The 18,269-nt window shown below is 48.2% G+C and carries 16 protein-coding genes; 5 read left to right on the top strand and 11 right to left on the bottom strand.

The features are described from left to right. Positions 1-9: 9 nt before the first annotated feature. The gene (locus tag V3C10_19970) at positions 10-1,524 is read right to left on the bottom strand and encodes a sugar ABC transporter ATP-binding protein (GenBank protein WVP61554.1); all 1,515 of its coding nucleotides are present in this window, start codon (positions 1,522-1,524) and stop codon (positions 10-12) included. 525 nt (positions 1,525-2,049) lie between these two features. Here V3C10_19970 and V3C10_19975 point away from each other — a divergent pair. From V3C10_19975 to V3C10_19990, 4 genes are all read left to right on the top strand, one after another. Then, positions 2,050-2,826, top strand: a complete 777-nt coding sequence (locus tag V3C10_19975; protein WVP61555.1) for an SDR family oxidoreductase — start codon at positions 2,050-2,052, stop codon at positions 2,824-2,826. Further along, positions 2,823-3,971 carry a galactonate dehydratase gene (gene dgoD, locus V3C10_19980; protein ID WVP61556.1) on the top strand — a complete coding sequence of 383 codons (1,149 nt, stop codon included), beginning with the start codon at positions 2,823-2,825 and terminating at the stop codon, positions 3,969-3,971. The genes V3C10_19975 and dgoD overlap by 4 nt, the downstream gene beginning before the upstream one ends. Positions 3,972-3,988: 17 nt before the next feature. Next, positions 3,989-4,894, top strand: coding sequence for an SMP-30/gluconolactonase/LRE family protein (locus V3C10_19985; GenBank protein ID WVP61557.1), 906 nt, complete (start codon positions 3,989-3,991; stop codon positions 4,892-4,894). Positions 4,895-5,038: 144 nt separating this feature from the next. Next, complete coding sequence (locus V3C10_19990) at positions 5,039-6,115, top strand: substrate-binding domain-containing protein (GenBank protein ID WVP61558.1); 1,077 nt, start codon at positions 5,039-5,041, stop codon at positions 6,113-6,115. A 224-nt stretch (positions 6,116-6,339) separates the two neighbouring features. Here the strand turns inward: V3C10_19990 and V3C10_19995 are convergent, their stop codons facing one another. Together V3C10_19995 and V3C10_20000 are read right to left on the bottom strand one after the other, a co-directional pair. Then, a complete protein-coding gene (locus V3C10_19995; protein ID WVP61559.1) occupies positions 6,340-7,707 on the bottom strand; it encodes a cytosine permease in 1,368 nt (455 codons plus the stop codon). Positions 7,708-7,722: 15 nt separating this feature from the next. Continuing rightward, complete coding sequence (locus V3C10_20000) at positions 7,723-8,802, bottom strand: DUF917 domain-containing protein (protein WVP61560.1); 1,080 nt, start codon at positions 8,800-8,802, stop codon at positions 7,723-7,725. Positions 8,803-9,049: 247 nt separating this feature from the next. On the opposite strand from V3C10_20000, the gene V3C10_20005 reads away from it, so the two are divergent. Next, positions 9,050-10,201: a PucR family transcriptional regulator ligand-binding domain-containing protein gene (locus V3C10_20005; GenBank protein ID WVP61561.1), complete on the top strand. Its 1,152-nt coding sequence runs from the start codon at positions 9,050-9,052 to the stop codon at positions 10,199-10,201. 378 nt (positions 10,202-10,579) lie between these two features. On the opposite strand, the gene tuf is transcribed toward V3C10_20005, so the two are convergent. From tuf to V3C10_20045, 8 genes are all read right to left on the bottom strand, one after another. After that, positions 10,580-11,773 carry an elongation factor Tu gene (gene tuf, locus V3C10_20010; GenBank protein ID WVP61562.1) on the bottom strand — a complete coding sequence of 398 codons (1,194 nt, stop codon included), beginning with the start codon at positions 11,771-11,773 and terminating at the stop codon, positions 10,580-10,582. A 160-nt stretch (positions 11,774-11,933) separates the two neighbouring features. Next, positions 11,934-14,054: an elongation factor G gene (fusA, locus tag V3C10_20015; protein WVP61563.1), complete on the bottom strand. Its 2,121-nt coding sequence runs from the start codon at positions 14,052-14,054 to the stop codon at positions 11,934-11,936. A gap of 15 nt (positions 14,055-14,069) precedes the next feature. Then, on the bottom strand, positions 14,070-14,540 hold the full coding sequence (gene rpsG / locus V3C10_20020) for a 30S ribosomal protein S7 (protein ID WVP61564.1): 471 nt from the start codon (positions 14,538-14,540) through the stop codon (positions 14,070-14,072). A gap of 180 nt (positions 14,541-14,720) precedes the next feature. Further along, a complete protein-coding gene (gene rpsL / locus V3C10_20025) occupies positions 14,721-15,140 on the bottom strand; it encodes a 30S ribosomal protein S12 (GenBank protein ID WVP61565.1) in 420 nt (139 codons plus the stop codon). 359 nt (positions 15,141-15,499) lie between these two features. After that, on the bottom strand, positions 15,500-16,033 hold the full coding sequence (locus tag V3C10_20030; GenBank protein WVP61566.1) for a GNAT family N-acetyltransferase: 534 nt from the start codon (positions 16,031-16,033) through the stop codon (positions 15,500-15,502). A gap of 10 nt (positions 16,034-16,043) precedes the next feature. Continuing rightward, positions 16,044-16,691, bottom strand: coding sequence for a class I SAM-dependent methyltransferase (locus tag V3C10_20035; GenBank protein WVP61567.1), 648 nt, complete (start codon positions 16,689-16,691; stop codon positions 16,044-16,046). 53 nt (positions 16,692-16,744) lie between these two features. Continuing rightward, entirely contained in the window at positions 16,745-17,725 is a 981-nt protein-coding gene (locus V3C10_20040; protein WVP61568.1) for a GNAT family N-acetyltransferase, read from the bottom strand. Beyond that, a complete protein-coding gene (locus V3C10_20045; protein WVP61569.1) occupies positions 17,726-18,190 on the bottom strand; it encodes a cupin domain-containing protein in 465 nt (154 codons plus the stop codon). Between the last annotated feature and the right edge of the window lie 79 nt (positions 18,191-18,269).

Raw genomic sequence — 18,269 nt, forward strand, 5'->3', positions numbered from 1 at the left:
GCCTTCCGGTTACACCACAGCCCGTTCTCCTGTCTTATCCGTCATTGCATAAGCGAGTATATGTTCCTCGGTAGCATCCGTTCTTAAAATCTCACCGCTGATACGGCCTTCCCTTACCACAATCACCCGGTCGCTGAGGCCGATGATCTCCGGCAGCTCCGAAGAAATCACGATCACCGCAATACCGTCCCTGGCACATTCGCAGATAATCTTATAAAATTCCGACTTCGCGCCCACGTCAATTCCCTTTGTCGGCTCATCCAGGATCAGCACCTTCGGCTTCGTTTCCAGCCACCTGGCCAGAATTACCTTCTGCTGGTTTCCTCCCGACAACTGGGCGATCAGTTTTTCACTGTCCGGCGTCTTAATATTAAATTTCTTTATATCTCCGTCCGCCGTCTCCTGCTCCCCTGCCTCATTCAGCACGCCAAGCCTGTTACAATAGCTCCTGAGCACGGACACCGTGATATTGCCCCTGACCGATATATTCGGCAGAATCCCCTGTTCCTTGCGGTCCTCGGGAACCAGTGCAATTCCCAAATCGACCGCCTGTTTCGGCGACCGGGGAGAAATGGCTTTACCGTCCATCAGAATCTCACCGGACAGTACCTTATCAATTCCAAATATGGCGCGCATAATCTCGGTTCTTCCAGAACCTACCAGACCGGAAAAACCCAGTATCTCGCCGCGCCTTATCCGGAAGGAGATATCCTTCACAAAGGCGGTTGTCAGATTTTTCACCTCAAGCACGGTTTCTCCGAAATCCGTATTGCGCGGCAGGGAATCAAAGATACTCCCCAGGGGACGCCCCACCATCATCCGTATCAGCTCGTCATTGCTCACCTTATCGCGTTCCACCAGATCCACTGTTTTTCCATCCTTAAAAACCACTACCTTCTGGGCAATCTGTTCAATTTCATTCATCCTGTGGGACACGTAAAATATAATTTTCTTTTCCGCCTGCAGCTCCCTGATAATACGGAACAGGATTTCAATTTCATCATCGCTCAGGCTGGCGGTAGGCTCATCAAATGCAATAATCCGGGAATCCCGGTTAACCGCTTTCATAATCTCCACCATCTGCTGATGGGCGATACTGAGCGTTCCTACCTTGGCATCCGGTTCAATTGAATGAAGCCCAAACCGCCCGGCTATCTCCTTCGTGCGCCGGTTCATCGTCTCAAAATCCACCATCCCGTTCTTCTTGATCCAGGAGCCTAAAAATACATTTTCCGCGACGGTCATCTCCATTAAAATCTGACGTTCCTGATAGATAACGCTCACTCCCGCTGCGATTGCCTCCTGAGGGGAGCTGAAATGCCTGGCCTGTCCGTCAATAATGTATTCTCCTTCGTCCGGCTGATAATCGCCGTTCAGGATTTTCAGCAGAGTTGACTTTCCCGCTCCGTTTTCGCCTAAAAAGGCATATACTTCGCCGCTTTCAGCCTTAAAACAGATGTCATCCAGCGCCTTAACTCCGGGGAAGTATTTGCTGATGTGTTTGAATTCCACATAGGTATCCACTGTTTCCGCCACCTCCTTTGACTTTTGCTTTATAATTCTGTCTTTTCGTCTATCTATTTTTTTCTTGTGCTGTATGCTGTGGTTTCATTCCTCTGTTTTACCCCGCCTCCGCTTCTGATTCGGTCTCATCCTCTGATTCGGCCTACATCGCTTTATCTGTTGTGCCATCTGCACCTATAAACCATTTTCTTTCCAATATTTTTAGTTAACTTTCTCAATTTTATTGTGTGTTCGTTAACACTTTATGTTGTGATTATAACTTTTTGAATAATAGTTGTCAATTGTTTTTTGTGTATTTTGCCTTTTTTATCTAATTTTTATCTCAATACCTTTATACCGTCAGTTAATTAACGAAGTGAAAAGATTGCTTTTCCTTGACATAAATCTATATTATTCGTATAATACCATTAACATATTGTGATGAATCGGGCTTATATCCGCTATTTTTATTATCATCACATTTTTTAAACGTTAAAAGTGTTATCGTTAACACTTTGCCAGTCACAATCAGAATGGAGGTTTGTTATGTACAGAAAAACAGCTCTCGTTACAGGAGCAGGACGTGGCATCGGCCGGGCCATCGCCATTGAACTCGCTAAAAACGGCTATGATGTTGGGGTGAATTACTTCCACAGCAGGGAAAGAGCTATGGAGGTCTGCCGGATCATCGGCGAATACGGTGGGAAAGCCGTCCCTATCTGCGCCGATGTCTCAGACTTTCAACAGCTGAACCAGATGTTTGATTCATTTTTTGAGGAATTCCCTTCTATTGACCTGCTGGTCAACAATGCGGGTATCAGCAAATTTTACCCATTTTTAGAGGTCACCGAAGAGCAGTGGGAAGAAATCACCCGGACGGACTGGAAAGGCGCTTTCTTCTGTACTCAGCGCGCGGCACAAAACATGATCAGTCAGAATAAATCCGGGGTGATTATCAACATTTCCTCCAACCATGCCGACGGCTGCTGGCCCAACGCCAACATTTACGCCCCTACGAAAGCTGCCCTGACCAAATTCGGCAGGAATGCCGCCATGGAACTGGCTCCTTACGGAATCCGCGTTATTACCGCCGCCCCGGGCTACACCGACGTCGGCTGGGATAAGTCGGATCCCATCCACCGGGCTGCTCCTAAAATCCCGTTAAAACGTTTTGCCCAGCCGGAAGAAATTGCCCGAATTATCGCATTTCTGGCCTCAGACGCCTGTGCCTATATGACAGGAAACTGTGTCACCATCGATGGAGGGTCCCTGCTTCCAATCCTGCCCGAGAACGATTACGAACCGATGGAGGAGTTAGTATGAAAATAACCAAAATAGATACATATCACGTCCTTCCCCGCTGGCTTTTCCTGCGTGTCGAGACCGATGACGGCTTTGTCGGATGGGGCGAACCCGTCGTGGAGGGGCGGGCCGATACAACGGAGACAGCCGTCCAGGAACTCATTCCTCTGCTGAAAGGTTCCGATCCCAGACAGGTCGAGGATATCTGGCAGACCATATACCGGGGCGGCTTCTACCGCGGCGGCCCTGTCCTAACCAGCGCCTTATCCGGAATCGACCAGGCTCTGTGGGATATCCGCGGAAAATATTTCGGCGCTCCCGTCTATGATTTGTTAGGGGGAAAGGTACGGGATAAAATGGAAGTTTACAGCTGGATTGACTCCGGTACCCCCGAAGAGGCTGCCGCCTGTGCCAAAGACCGCGTGGCCCACGGTTTCCGGAATATCAAGATGACCGGTGTGGATCAGATAGGCTGGATCAATGATTCCGCCCAGATCGACGCACTGCTGGCAAAGGTCCAGGCAATCCGCGATGCGGTGGGATACGGCATCGGCATTGCCATCGACTTTCACGGACGCGCCCATAAATCCACCGCCAAAACGCTGCTGCATGAGCTGGAACCTTTTAAACTACTATTTGTCGAAGAACCGGTTCTGATAGATAATGAGGAAGCCTTTGCAGAACTGCACGGCTGCACTCACATTCCCTTAGCCACAGGGGAACGCTGCTATACACGATGGGATTTTAAACGTATGCTCCATAGCGGATACGTAGATATTATCCAGCCGGATCTGAGCCACGCCGGAGGAATCTCCGAGGTCCGCCGGATCGCCGCCATGGCGGAAGCCTGCGATATTGCCCTGGCTCCCCACTGTCCGCTGGGTCCGATCGCGCTGGCCTCCTGCCTGCAAATCGACTTCACCTCGATTAATGCATGTCTCCAGGAACAGAGCCTTAATATGGCTTACAACCAGGGGACGGAAATTACAACCTATGTAAGAGATCCTTCCGTATTCCGGTATGAAAACGGCTTTGTACATGCGCTCACGGGACCCGGTCTGGGGCTTGAGATCAATGAGGAGGCAGTTTTAGCCGCCTCCAGGGAAAAACATCACTGGAAGAATCCAATCTATCACATGCCGGACGGCAGCGTAACCGAATGGTAGAAAGGAGGAAAAACGCATTGATTCGTACGATAGACGCACCGTCCTGCACTCTGGGTGAAAACCCGATGTGGAGGGCCGATACGGAAGAATTTTACTGGACTGATATCGTGAATGGGATAATCTATGCCGTCCCGGCCTCCGGCCAAAAACCGGCATATCCCGTATTGGAAACGCCGTACCAGACAGGCGCCTTCCTGTTTACATCATCCTGGGATCTCCTGCTGTTTACAGAGCGGGGAATATTTCTGTCCTCCTGGACCGGGGACAAATACGACACTGCTCTGCATAAACTCTGGGAGGTTCCCCGCGATATCCCCTTCATAAAGGGAGAACGTTTTAACGATGCCATCTGCGGACCGGACGGGCGCATCATGGCCGGAAGTAAAAGAGAAAATAATAAGGACGGCGCGCTGTACTGCTTCGAACCGGGCAGGAAACCGTATATTCTTCTGAATCACTTACAGATTTCCAACGGCATGGGCTTTTCTCCCGATGGAACCGTCTTTTACCATACTGACTCGGAACCGGGAACAATCACCGCCTACCGCTATAAACCGGAGAATGTGCCAGAAAAAATCGGCGTCGTTTATCAGGCTTCCGATCCTCAGGCAGTGCCGGATGGAATGACCGTAGACACACAGGGGAATATCTGGACTGCCATCTGGGGAGGCGGCTGTGTGCTGAAGCTTTCCCCAGACGGCAATATACTTTGCCGTTATCCCCTGGATGCCTCCCAGGTATCCAGCGTCTGTTTTGGAGGAGCAAACATGGATCAGTTGTTTGTAACCTCCGCTTCCATCGGAGCCGGAGAGCCTCCTGCGGCCTTTCCGGGAGGCCCCTCCTATCTGCTGGACGGAGCCGGCTGCGGGAAATCGGAATACCTGGTGTTTACTATTCACACCGCATTGGGCTGTGAACAATAACACGCGGAATACATCCCGAGTAAACAGTAACTCCCCGGTACAAATAGGAGCCGGCATTATTCCGCTTTCTTTACTTTTAGGCCAAAATCCTGTATAATCAATGTATTTCAAGCACTCAAAAATGACAATTAGGAGTTATATAATATGCTGCATCCAACGATAAAAGATGTTGCCAGAATTTCCGGCGTCTCCATCGGCACGGTAGACCGGGTTCTGCATGACAGAGGGCGCGTTTCTGCCAAAAATAAAGAGGCCGTACTTCAGGCTATTGAACAATTGAATTACCGCCCCAGCCAGATCGCCCGCGCCCTGGTCTCACGAAAGAATCCCCTTACCCTGGGCATTACCTACCCAATGGTGGACCGTGATTTCTGGCAGGAAGCGCAGATCGGCATCCAGTACGCCTGCTCCAAACTGGAAGCTTTCGGCGTCAAACTGGTTGTGGATTCATTTCCGGCGTATAATATTAAAGCGCAGATCGCTTCCATCGACCGGCTGCTGACGGAGGGTGTGAACGGAATTGTCTTAACCGCAGTTGACGACGGTACTTCCGGCCAGATTGACGAACACATTCCCGAGGATATTCCTTACGCCACCGTGATTAATGATACGGTCGGCGGCCGGCGCACCTTTTTCGTAGGACCTGACGATTTCGCACTGGGAAGGCTTGCCGCCAAACTGGTCAGCCTGTACGTACCCGGCCGTTGTCATGCCGCCATCCTCTCCCCTAACGCACTTTTTAACGGCACACAGCAGAGGATCTCCGGCTTTCTCAGTAAGATCAACCAGGAAGGACTGGATATCCAGGTTCAGCGCGTGATTCCGGTGGAGTCCGACGATTCGGAGGAAAGCGTCTACCGCAACATCTATCAGGCTGCTTCCGACTGCGTTGCGAACTATCCCGGCCTGAATGCCATCTATGTGACCAACGGCCTGATCGAACAGGCTGCCGCAGCCGTGGAAGACGCAGGCAAAGGTGGAGAAATTCTTTTATTCGGACACGAATATACCTCTAATATGTACCGCTATATACAGAACGGAACAATCGCCGCCTCTCTGTACCAGAAGCCGGCTTCCGAATGGTATCAGGCCATCTGTATGCTGTACGAGGTTTTGAGTAAAGAACGCACGGTCACCCAGCCGATCTGCACGACGGAATGCAGTATTATTGTAAAAGAGACTCTTCCTTTTATTAAGGTGAGCGGGGTGGATCTTTTATAACGGCCCGGTGAAACGAAACGCAAAGTGAGCCTGCGGACGCACTAAAAAGCGGCATCGATAAAATGGTATAGTATGACCCTGCTGAAGTTTAAAACGCTTCAGCAGGGTCATACTATACCGTCTGCCAACTATAGTTACAAACCGTCTCAACCGTACTCTTTTTACTCCTCACACCGGTTCTTTCCTGTTATTTTTCCGTTAATGCCATACAACACCAGACGGTTCTATTCTTTTACCGGCAATATATCCTGCAAAGTTCCCCGCTGTTTAACAGAAAGCTTTTCCGCCGTACAATAACAGAGAACCGCAACAATAATACATACAATCGGAGTCGGAATAATATCGCCAACGGATGTAAACCAGCCAAGCCCCACCGGTTTTGCCGTCATTGTTATTCCGACAAAGGAAGCGATTGCCCAGGAGGCCAGCGCGCCGTATTTGCAGCCCTCCACGCCGCCGTCGCCTTCCTTGTCATAGCTTTTTCTGTTGCACAGATAGAAGTCGGCTATCAGAATCCCCGTAATCGGAGCAATAAACACGCCCAGCAGGCTTAAAAAAGTTACAAAATATTTGTATACGCCCAGTCCGGCTATCATTGTGCTGATAATGCCCACGATAAAGGTCAGCTTCATACGGGAAATTTTCACTACGCCGTCCAGCGTATTCATCAGTCCCAAAACGCTTGTATACAGGTTGTTGTCATTCGTAGTCCACTGGCCGATAATCAGCACGATTGCGCCGAAGAATCCAAGCCCCAGAGATTCTATCATGATCTCCACGATATTCCAGTTGTGGAAGGCGTAGTTGAAGAAAGCTCCGCACATCAGCACCGGAATGTATCCCCAGAAATGGCCGATGCTCACTCCGATTGCGCAGTCCCTCTTTGTGGTGGAAAAACGGCTGAAGTCGCCTATCATCGCAATTCCTACCGCAAAGCTGCCCACTACGATGGAGATGCCCATCGGAATTGTGATCGGCTCCCCTACGGGACCCGCCTCGATGATGCTGTTCATCGGGATGATGCCGGCCGTCTTCCATACGGCGACAATACATAAGACAAATAAGAGCGGAAGCCCGATCTCACTCAGCTTTTTAATTGCCTTGAATCCCATAATCGCGGTCAGGGACATGGCCAGTCCGCCTATAATTGTGAAAATGACAGGATTGATTGCGGTTCCCTTCATTTCCCTGATAATAGAGGAAACCGTATTGCCGAACAAATCCGCCTGGAACGCATACCAGCCAAAGTTGGAGAAGCACAGGATGATACCGATAATCTTTGCTCCCTGCCTGCCAAAGGGCCTTCTGGCGGTAAACGAAGTGGACAGATGCGTATGTGTGCTTACCGCAGCGTTTAAAATCCCCAGGACCATAATAATCAAGGAGCCGAGCACACTGACAAGCAGCATGTTTTTAAATGATAACCCGTTGGCGAGTAAGCCTCCCGTTGCCAGGCCGCTCAGGCCGAAACCGGAACCCAGCCATACCATTCCCTGCTCAAACCAGGTCTGCCTGGCTTTTGGAGGAACCGGTGTCTTCTCGTAATCGTTAAATAGTTCCGCTAATGAATTTTCCCTGATTGTTTCACTCATCCGTATATCCCCCTCTCAATCATCTAAGAACCTGCAGTCCATATCAAATCCGAAAAAGCGCGGATTCAGAATATCCATTCCCCTGTCTCTTCTCCAAAGTTCGTGACACTTAAATCCCAGGACACACAATTCCATCCCCTCGTTACAGTTGGGATTTGTCACGGGCATTCCCGTCTTCTTCTCCACAATGCAGATTAAGTCGGGACAGGTCAGTTTCACCTCTTCATCTATCCAGAATACCATATTTTCATTCTTATACCAAACTCTTCCCAGAGAGTTTTTAAACTCACCCTGCCCCTGCAGATAAATATCGCCCAGGGTAAAGCCGTCCTTGATTTCCCAGGCAGTTTCTCCCGTCACAATTCCCTCAAAGAGGAGCTTTCCCTCCGCTGCGCCCAGGATAGCCGCAACAGGATCCCTTCCCTCTTCGCAGGCCTGTCTTCTGGCCTTTCCTACCTTCTCTGCATAGGTAAGAGCCGAGGGCACTACCGAGTGTTTCAGCTCCCTGCCCCGGATTGGATGATCCGCCATTCCCACCAGATTATCAGAACCAACGGCCATGAACCTCGACAGCGCTTCCGCTCTGGCGTCGCTCTCCACCTGTTTTACAATCACAACATCCCCATACTGCGTTGTGACCGAAAACGGCGTGATGGGCTGTTCCGTGACATAATAGGTGGAAAACTGAAGTTCCGGAACCGCGCGGCCGGCTGCGTCCGCATCCACCACATATTTTCCCAGATGGGCGGCGGCGGCCATTGCCTCACCTGTATTGCCTCCGCCGTACTCAATGGAAACAAGGCCGTCGAAAGTAATGCCCATATGCTCCTCGAGGGCCGTCACGGCAGCCGGAATCTCCTCGCCGGTGATCTCCACCTCCTGTCCCTCCGGCATGATTGAACCGCAGAAGTAGGGATTGGCAAACCAGGCCTCATCTTCAATCTCGTCAAATTCCAGCAGCCTGAACTCCTTTCCACCGTTCCATTCTTTCTCCACCGCTTCCATTCCGCTCTGCAGTGAACCGCCTCCCCCCGTACCCAGAATGGTACATCCTGTCAGGATATCTTTTATCTGCTGATAATCCAGTTTTCTCATTTCTTACCCCTCCGTTTTCATTTACTCTTCTCTTTTCATTAACGCTTTGTCTCTCATCAATGATTCTCTTTGATGGTATCAGTATAACAGTCATCCTTTAGCACTTCATTATAGTGCAGTACAAGTTCAACCGGAATTTCATTGTAAATTTCACAATGCATATTCTGTACTCTGGTTTGCACCCCGTTTTTCATGTATAATGGGAATAGAATACCTATGATTAGCACAAATGGAACGGGGGATTGCTATGAGCATAACAGTTCGTGATATTCTGGAATTAAGCCTGCTAAAAGACTCTGAGATCGTTTCCGGCGCAGGCGGCCTGGATCGCGAGGTGACAAGGGTTAACTTTACCGACTGTCCCATAAAATTTAATGATCTGGAATACAGCCTGGCGCTGAAAGGGGATCTGTACATCAGGAGCCTTTATTCGGTGAAGGACGATGAAAAAGAATTGTATGATACCTTTTATTTTTATGTAACGAGCGGCAGCTCCTGCTGTATTGTGACAAATGAGTATCTGACGGAATTTCCGGAGAATATCCTGGAGCTGACGGAAAAGAATCATTATCCTGTTATAAAAATCAGCAGCAATGTCCCTTATGGCGATTTGATACGTGATATCTCGGAGCTGCTGATGACCGAACAGTCCGAGCTTTTCTTTGAAAATAAGCTGAACCGTCTGCTGTATGAAACTCTTTCCCTTTCGGAAATATTGGAAATCGGGAAGTACGTCAACCCGATTTTTAAAAGGGAATATATTACCCTGTGTTTTCATCTTCCGGCGCTGAACAGCCGCAGATTCTACAGCCTCCAATCCGATTTAAAGACACAGTATCAGCTGCGTCTGCGCCGGTACCAGAACGGTGGGTTTCTCATCTTTAATTATCAGGAGCACACGGAGTTTGAAGCCGCTCTGCCCGGAATCCGGAAACTCTTCGCCTATTACTGCGCCGGATACTCCGCCGGAATCAGCGGTCCTTTTGAGAATGCCTCCGACTTCCAGCAAAGTATCCGCCAGGCCTGCTCTTCCCTGAAGATCGGTATGATGCTGAAACAGAATGTCACTTATTTCGATGATCTGCATATTTATAACCTGCTGATGGCAGTTCATGACAATGCGGCCTTAAAGAAATTTTATACAATGACGCTGGAGCCTCTTATCGGGTATGAAAAACGCCACAATGTGGATTTGATTGAGACAATTGAGACTTACCTTGCCTGCGACGGCGATTATAAGGCGGCCGCCGTCAGGATGAAACAGCATGAGAATACTATCCGTTTCCGGATTAATAAGGCAAAAAGCCTGCTGGGCATGGAACATTCCCATTATAAGTTTATTGAACAGGTTGCGCTGGCGCTTCAGGCGCGGAATGTGGAAAAATTCTCGGAAGAATAAGAGGGCAGGGGATAAGGAACCTGAGGCACAATTGAGCGGAGGGGAACGCTGAAGGGGAAACTCCGGGCGAAAAACATTGGGTCGGAGAATGCAGAGCCGGAAATGTAAGATGGGAAACGCGCGCCGCCAGGCGCACACAGAAAAACCCCAGAGACCGAAATCTCTGGGGTTATCTTACGCTTGGACACAATGTACCTGCATAGAACGGGTACGGGTATATCTATATGGAGCGGTGCCTCTTCTTGTCCACTTTGCGCACAAGAAGCCGCGCTTAACAGCGCTATGATAAATTCAACTGAACACCATCCGGAAATGAGCAAGCTCCTTCCCGGATTCCGCTCAATTAAATTTATCGCACCTCGGTTTTATAACCGATTGTTATTCGATGATAGAAACTACTCTACCTGAACCAACTGTACGTCCGCCTTCACGGATAGCGAAACGAAGTCCCTGCTCCATAGCTACTGGATGGATCAGTTCAACTGTCATTTCTACGTTGTCACCAGGCATACACATCTCAACGCCTTCTGGTAAATCGCAAACACCTGTAACGTCTGTTGTTCTGAAGTAGAACTGTGGACGGTAGTTGTTGAAGAATGGTGTATGACGGCCACCCTCGTCTTTTGTCAGAACGTAAACCTGAGCTGTAAATTTCTTATGGCATTTTACAGAACCTGGTTTAACGAGACACTGGCCTCTCTGGATCTCTGTTCTCTGAACGCCACGAAGAAGAGCACCGATGTTATCACCAGCCTGAGCCTCATCAAGGAGTTTACGGAACATCTCGATACCAGTTACAACTACTTTACGAACTTCTTCATGGATACCAACGATTTCAACTTCATCGGATACATGAAGAGTACCACGCTCAACACGGCCTGTAGCAACTGTACCACGGCCTGTGATAGAGAATACGTCCTCTACTGGCATAAGGAAAGGTTTGTCTGTTTCACGAACTGGGTCCGGAACATAGCTGTCAACTGCAGCCATAAGTTCAAGAACTTTGTCGCCCCACTCGCTCTTAGGATCTTCAAGAGCCTTTAAAGCAGAACCCTGGATGATTGGTGTATCATCGCCCGGGAATTCGTACTCGTTAAGAAGCTCACGGATCTCCATCTCTACTAATTCAAGAAGCTCTGGATCGTCAACCATATCACACTTGTTCATGAATACTACAATGTAAGGTACGCCTACCTGACGGGAAAGAAGGATATGCTCTCTTGTCTGAGCCATAACACCATCTGTAGCAGCTACTACAAGGATAGCGCCGTCCATCTGTGCAGCACCAGTGATCATGTTCTTTACATAGTCAGCATGGCCTGGGCAGTCAACGTGTGCGTAGTGTCTGTTCTCTGTCTCGTACTCAACGTGAGATGTAGAGATTGTAATTCCACGCTCTCTCTCTTCCGGAGCTTTATCAATGTTCTCAAATGCAACAGCCTCACCAGTACCTAATCTCTCATGAAGAGTTTTTGTGATAGCAGCTGTTAATGTTGTTTTACCATGGTCAACGTGTCCGATGGTACCAATGTTACAATGCGTTTTGTTTCTTTCAAACTTTGCTTTTGCCATTTTATAACGTCCTCCTTAATTTGCACCCATCAGGGGCTTCATAATTTATGTTAGGCTGTCTCTAATTATATTCGATCAGAGCATGTTTTTCAAGCCTATTATTTACTTTCCGGGCAGTTTCTTCACTGCCTGGAAAGTTTACAACGATTTGTTTTTCTCTTTATTTGTCTGACTTTGCAGCCAGAACTTTCTCCTGAACGCTCTTCGGTACCTGCTCGTATTTCTCGAAGAACATGGAGTAGTTACCACGTCCCTGTGTCTTGGAACGTAAGTCTGTGGAATAACCGAACATCTCGGATAACGGAACGTAAGCTCTTACAAGCTTTCCGCCGCCGATATCTTCCATTCCTTCGATACGGCCACGACGGGAGTTGATATCACCGATAACATCACCCATATACTCTTCAGGCATTGTTACTTCTACCTTCATAACCGGCTCAAGTAAGATAGCTCCTGCTTTGTGCATAGCATCTTTAAATGCCATGGAACCAGCAATGTGGAATGCCATCTCAGAGGAATCGACCTCATGATAGGAACCGTCATATACAGTAGCTTTAACGCCCAGTACCGGGAATCCGCCAAGGATACCTGCTTTTGCAGCCTCTTCGATACCTTCGCCTACAGCCGGAATGTATTCCTTCGGAATAGCACCGCCGACAACGGCAGACTCGAATTTGAATGTCTCTTCAGCGTTAGCGTCCATCGGCTCAAAACGTACCTTACAGTGTCCGTACTGACCACGTCCACCAGACTGTTTTGCATATTTGCTGTCTACGTCTACTGCCTTTGTAAATGTCTCCTTGTATGCTACCTGAGGAGCGCCTACGTTGGCCTCAACGTGGAACTCGCGGAGAAGACGGTCAACGATGATTTCAAGATGGAGCTCGCCCATACCTGCGATAATCGTCTGTCCTGTCTCTTTATCTGTATAAGCACGGAAAGTAGGATCCTCTTCTGCAAGTTTTGCAAGGGCCTCACCCATCTTATCCTGTCCTGCTTTTGTCTTAGGCTCGATAGCGATATCGATAACCGGCTCCGGGAATACCATGGATTCCAGGATTACAGGATGCTGTTCGTCACAGATTGTATCACCTGTTGTGGAGAACTTGAATCCGATTGCTGCTGCGATATCGCCGGAGAAAACTTTATCTAACTCCTGACGTTTGTTCGCATGCATCTGAAGGATACGTCCTACACGCTCTTTTTTGCCCTTTGTTGCGTTCAGTACGTAAGAACCGGAGTTCATAGTACCTGAGTAAACACGGAAATAAGCCAGTTTACCAACGAACGGGTCTGTCATAATCTTGAATACAAGTGCGGAGAATGGGTCAGCATCGGAAGATTTTCTCTCCACTTCGTTGCCGTCCAGGTCGGTTCCTTTAATAGAAGGAACGTCTACCGGTGAAGGCATGAATTCGATAACTGCATCCAGTAATTTCTGAACGCCCTTGTTTCTGTAAGCTGTACCACAGCAAACCGGGATAGCGAGGCACTCACATGTTGCCTTTCTTAATGCTTTCTTCAGTTCCTCTGTAGAAGGCTCTTCACCCTCAAGGTACTGCATCATTAATTCGTCATCCAGCTCGCAGATTTTCTCAACCAGCTCTGTACGGTACAGTTCAGCGTCGTCTTTCATATCGTCCGGAACATCAATTACGGAGATATCCTCGCCCTTGTCGTCGTTGTAGATGTATGCTTTCATCTCGAACAGGTCGATAATTCCCTTAAACTCATCTTCCTTACCGATTGGGAGCTGCAGACAGATGGCATTCTTACCAAGTCTGTTCTTAATCTGCTCTACAGTTCCATAGAAGTCTGCACCCAGGATATCCATCTTGTTGATGAATGCCATACGAGGTACATTATAAGTGTCGGCCTGACGCCATACGTTCTCGGACTGTGGCTCTACACCGCCCTTTGCACAGAATACACCTACAGCGCCATCAAGTACACGCAGGGAACGCTCAACCTCAACTGTGAAGTCAACGTGTCCTGGAGTGTCGATAATGTTGATACGGTGTTCCAGAGCGCCTGGCTTTTCTTTGCAGTATTCCTGCAGAGTCCAATGACATGTGGTAGCTGCAGAGGTGATGGTGATACCTCTCTCCTGCTCCTGAGCCATCCAGTCCATGGTAGCTGTACCTTCATGTGTATCACCGATTTTATAGTTTACACCGGTGTAATACAGGATACGCTCCGTAGTAGTGGTCTTACCGGCATCAATATGAGCCATAATACCAATGTTTCTGGTTCTCTCTAATGGATATTCTCTTTCAGCCAAAGCTTTTTCCTCCTATTAGAATCTGTAATGTGCAAATGCCTTATTAGCCTCTGCCATCTTATGCATGTCTTCTTTCTTCTTTACAGATGCGCCTGTGTTGTTGGAAGCATCCAGAATCTCTTTTGCAAGTCTTTCTTCCTGAGTCTTCTCGCCTCTCTTACGGGAGTAGAGAGTGATCCAGCGAAGCGCAAGAGCCTGTCTTCTCTCCGGCTTAACCTCGATCGGAACCTGATATGTGGCGCCGCCGATACGTTTTGCCTTAACTTCCAGTACAGGCATGATGTTGTTCATAGCCTCTTCGAATACTTCTACAGCCTCTTTACCTGTCTCAGCTGCTACACGGTCAAATGCGCCGTATACGATCTTCTGGGCAACACCCTTTTTACCATCTAACATGATGTTGTTGATTAACTTGGTAACAACCTTGTTATTGTAAAGCGGATCTGCTAATACGTCTCTTTTCTGAGTATGTCCTTTACGTGGCACGTTACTTCCCTCCTTAATATCTGCTCCAGCTCCGGAAACGGGCCGAAGCGTTTCATTAGATCTTAGGTACTCGCATACAATGTGCGTTCGCGCTCGAATCTATGATTACCTGCAACCTACAGGGTCAATATCAAAGTCCGGCACTAAATTCTAACGAATTTTACCTAAATTAACGTTTAATTACTTTTTGTCTTTCGGTCTCTTAGCGCCGTATTTGGAACGGGCCTGTTTTCTGTTAGCAACGCCTGCTGTATCAAGAGTACCTCTGATGATATGGTATCTTGTACCTGGTAAGTCTTTAACACGACCGCCACGGATCAGAACAACGCTATGCTCCTGTAAGTTGTGTCCCTCACCTGGGATATAGCTTGTTACTTCGATTCCGTTGGAAAGACGTACTCTGGCGATCTTTCTCAGAGCTGAGTTAGGTTTCTTAGGTGTAGCAGTCTTAACGGCTGTACACACACCTCTCTTCTGCGGTGCAGAGATATTGGTAGCTCTCTTCTGTAAAGAGTTGTATCCCTTCTGCAGAGCCGGTGCTGTAGATTTCTTCTCAGATGTCTGTCTTCCTTTTCTTACTAACTGGTTGAATGTTGGCATCCTTTTCACCTCCTGTGATATTGTCTGTGGTTGCTTTAAAAGCTGATATTTTTACGTACAAAAATCATTGCATTTTTACACGCCTACTTATTATAATCAGTTTGTCAATTTGTGTCAAGGCATAAAATGTAAAAAAATCCGGCTTTTTCGGCGTATTTATCATGTTTTTTCCGGTATCCGGCCACAGAACATGAAATCTGAATGGATTATTGACAATATGGAGGGAAAATATTCATTTCATTTTTTTATTTTAGATCGCAAAAGGCAGTCACAGCCGTGGTTTTGCTTTGAATTTGTTGCACTTTCAAAGTTTAAAACATTGCTGTGAACTGCCGTATTTTAGAAGCCCGGTGTCTCTACTATTCTATGTTTTTCCTGTACCAGGGGTGGCGCAGCCCGGTCGGAGGATAATAGCCGTCCCCGATATGCTCAAATCCCAGCTTCTTTAAAAGTTTCGCCGATGCCGCATTCTCCGGATGGTGGCCCGCCCTCAGTTCTTTTACCTTTATAACCGTGGGCATATAGGCCGTAACCGCACGGGAGGCTTCCTCGCCCAGCCCTTTTCCCCAGAACTCTTTCCGCAGATGAAATCCCGTTTCGAAAATCTCTGTTTCGTCTTCAAAGGGACGCAGTCCGCAGCATCCTATCAGTTTTCCGCTGTTTCGCTCAAACATGGGGAAATACTGTATCTTATATTTTTCAAAATTGCTGATTTCCGTCTCCAGCCGCTGTTCTATCTCTTCCTTTGTAAATCTTCCGTCTGCACAGAGATAGCGGGTTACATCCGGGTCTCCCCAGAGAAGCGCCGCCAGCTCCCTGTCCTCGGATTTCCAATGTGAAAATCCGATTCGTTCCGTCTCCATAAAATAATCGCGCATGATTCTGCCTTTCACTGCCTTCCCTTTAATCTGCGCATCGTTTCGCCACTAAAAAGTAGTTCACAGGATGCAGAAACAATTTTTCCCTCTCCACTATCTCAAACCCGTACGCCTCAATCATCTTCTCCAGGCTCTCCGGTGAGTAGAATTCCACAAACGGCATCTTACCGGTGTGGCTGCGGTACCATTTCCGAATTGCTTCTTTTGTAAAACTGTGCTTCAGGCAATCGGCCGCCACCGCCAGATAGCCGCCCGGTTTCACCAGTTCTTTGAGGCGTTTCATCGCTGCGTCCTGATCCGGCATGTATAAAAGCACGTTAAAAATCATTACCGTGTCAAAAGTCCCTGGTTCCAGTTTTTCCATAAACATGTCGCCCTGCATATATTTGATATTATGAACGCCCGCTTTTTCTGTCTTTTCAACCGCCTGGCGAAGCATCTCCGGCGCCGTATCCACAGCCGTCATCTCCGCCACACTGCCGGCCAGCTCGATCGTCGTCACACCGGTGCCGCAGCCGATATCCAGCGCTTTGTCCGTCTCTTTCAGGTATTTTTTGGTGTTGTCGATGGTCTTTCTGTACGCATCCTCGTAGGTTTTTAAAATCTGCGTGTCAAATATCTCCGACCTTTTGTTCCAGTACGCTTCATTCTCTGCATATTCTTCCTGTTTCATTTTACTAATCCCCTTCTCCTATTGTTTTTGTTTCATAAATATTTAAAACCTTTTTACGGTTCCTGAAGCTTCATATATAAAAGCGGATACGGAGCTCCCTGCCCGTCGTGCTCCGTCCTCCTGTAAACTTTGAATCCTTCATGCTCATAAAATCCCCTGGCCTGTGGGTTCTGTTCATTGACGCACACCTCATTCACGGCGTATTTCTCAACAGCATACCGGATCAGGCGGTGTCCCAGTCCCTTCCCCCTCGCCCCGGGCAGTAAGAAGAGCATTTCCAGCTTTCTTTCCGAGATTCCCATAAAACCGGCAGGCGCGCCGTTCTCATCCGTTATGGTCATCAGATAAGGCACCGTTTTGAGCGCTTCCGGCACATATCCGGCTATCTTCCCTATCTCCTGTTCCGACAGAAACAGATGGGTCTCCTTCACCGACTTTTTCCATATTTGAAACAGTTTCTCGGTTAACTCACCGTCTCTGTCCCGGTAATCCCAGGTCCTCACCAGCGCTCCCGATTCATGTCTTCCTTTTTCCATTATCTCATATACCAGCGCCACACCGTTCCCAACCAGCCATTTATCGTGCCTCAACGTTTTATATCCAAGCGCCTCATACAATCGGCAGGCCGGGAGGGACGCATCCAGAAATACCTTGTCATACTTTGAAAAGATCTCTTTCTCCAGCTTTCTTACAATAAAGCTGCCATATCCCTTTCCCTGAAAATCGGGATGGACATAAACTCTGGTAATGTGGTCTCCCCGGAGGCTTCCTGTCCCTGCCGGACGCTGTCCTTCATAAAGAATCCAGGTATTTCCGTCATTGATGTCTTCGCCGACCGACTCTTGTGAATGGAGCTCACAGAAAAATCCCACCACCTCTTCCGGGTAATACTTTGGATAGACCGTTTTAATTGTCTCCTGTACCAGGCCGGTTATCTGTGATGCATCTTCTTTCACGGCTTTTCTGTATTCCAGCGTCATTTCTTCCGGTGTCATCACTTCCAGTCTCCTCTCTTCCGTCTCTTCTCCGCTCAATCACAGATTCGGCTCCGATGTCCAGTCTTCCAGGAACACAATTCCCCTGAATGCATGGCTCTTTCCGTTTGATTTATGCAGATAGACATCGTCATCGGGGTAGTAACACGTATCTTCCTTTTCAACCGTCCCGATATCAAGTATCAGCAGCGGTTCCGAACCCGAATTATAATATGTATGGGAAATTTCTTTTCCCGACGGTTTTGCAATAAAATCACCTGCCGTCACTTCCTGTTCGGTATCGTTAAACCGGAGTGTCCCCTTTCCCGACAGGACATAGAAGAACTCCTCCTGCTGCGTGTGGCTGTGATATTTAGTACTGTACGCCCCAACAGGCACACTGTCCAGATTTACATAAATCTTTTCACTTCCCACACTTTTGCCAAGCTCTTTCGTAACCAGTCCCACGCTGTCGCTCATGGTAAATCCGTCCGGTATCTGATTAATATTTCCTATATAATTCATATATTGTCTCCTTTAAAATAAATTTTTCTCACTCTGGTTCCTGTTTTCTCCGGCACTCACTGCATTCTCTGTCATGAAT

It is taken from the genome of [Clostridium] symbiosum (genome assembly GCA_036419695.1).
Lineage (GTDB): Bacteria > Bacillota > Clostridia > Lachnospirales > Lachnospiraceae > Otoolea > Otoolea symbiosa_A.

Coding starts and splice junctions, on each gene's coding strand:
- V3C10_19975 (WVP61555.1), top strand. CDS start 2,050: ATGTACAGAAAAACAGCTCTCGTTACAGGAGCAGGACGTGGCATCGGC.
- dgoD (WVP61556.1), top strand. CDS start 2,823: ATGAAAATAACCAAAATAGATACATATCACGTCCTTCCCCGCTGGCTT.
- V3C10_19990 (WVP61558.1), top strand. CDS start 5,039: ATGCTGCATCCAACGATAAAAGATGTTGCCAGAATTTCCGGCGTCTCC.
- V3C10_19995 (WVP61559.1), bottom strand. CDS start 7,707: ATGAGTGAAACAATCAGGGAAAATTCATTAGCGGAACTATTTAACGAT.
- V3C10_20000 (WVP61560.1), bottom strand. CDS start 8,802: ATGAGAAAACTGGATTATCAGCAGATAAAAGATATCCTGACAGGATGT.
- V3C10_20005 (WVP61561.1), top strand. CDS start 9,050: ATGAGCATAACAGTTCGTGATATTCTGGAATTAAGCCTGCTAAAAGAC.
- tuf (WVP61562.1), bottom strand. CDS start 11,773: ATGGCAAAAGCAAAGTTTGAAAGAAACAAAACGCATTGTAACATTGGT.
- rpsL (WVP61565.1), bottom strand. CDS start 15,140: ATGCCAACATTCAACCAGTTAGTAAGAAAAGGAAGACAGACATCTGAG.
- V3C10_20035 (WVP61567.1), bottom strand. CDS start 16,691: ATGAAACAGGAAGAATATGCAGAGAATGAAGCGTACTGGAACAAAAGG.
- V3C10_20045 (WVP61569.1), bottom strand. CDS start 18,190: ATGAATTATATAGGAAATATTAATCAGATACCGGACGGATTTACCATG.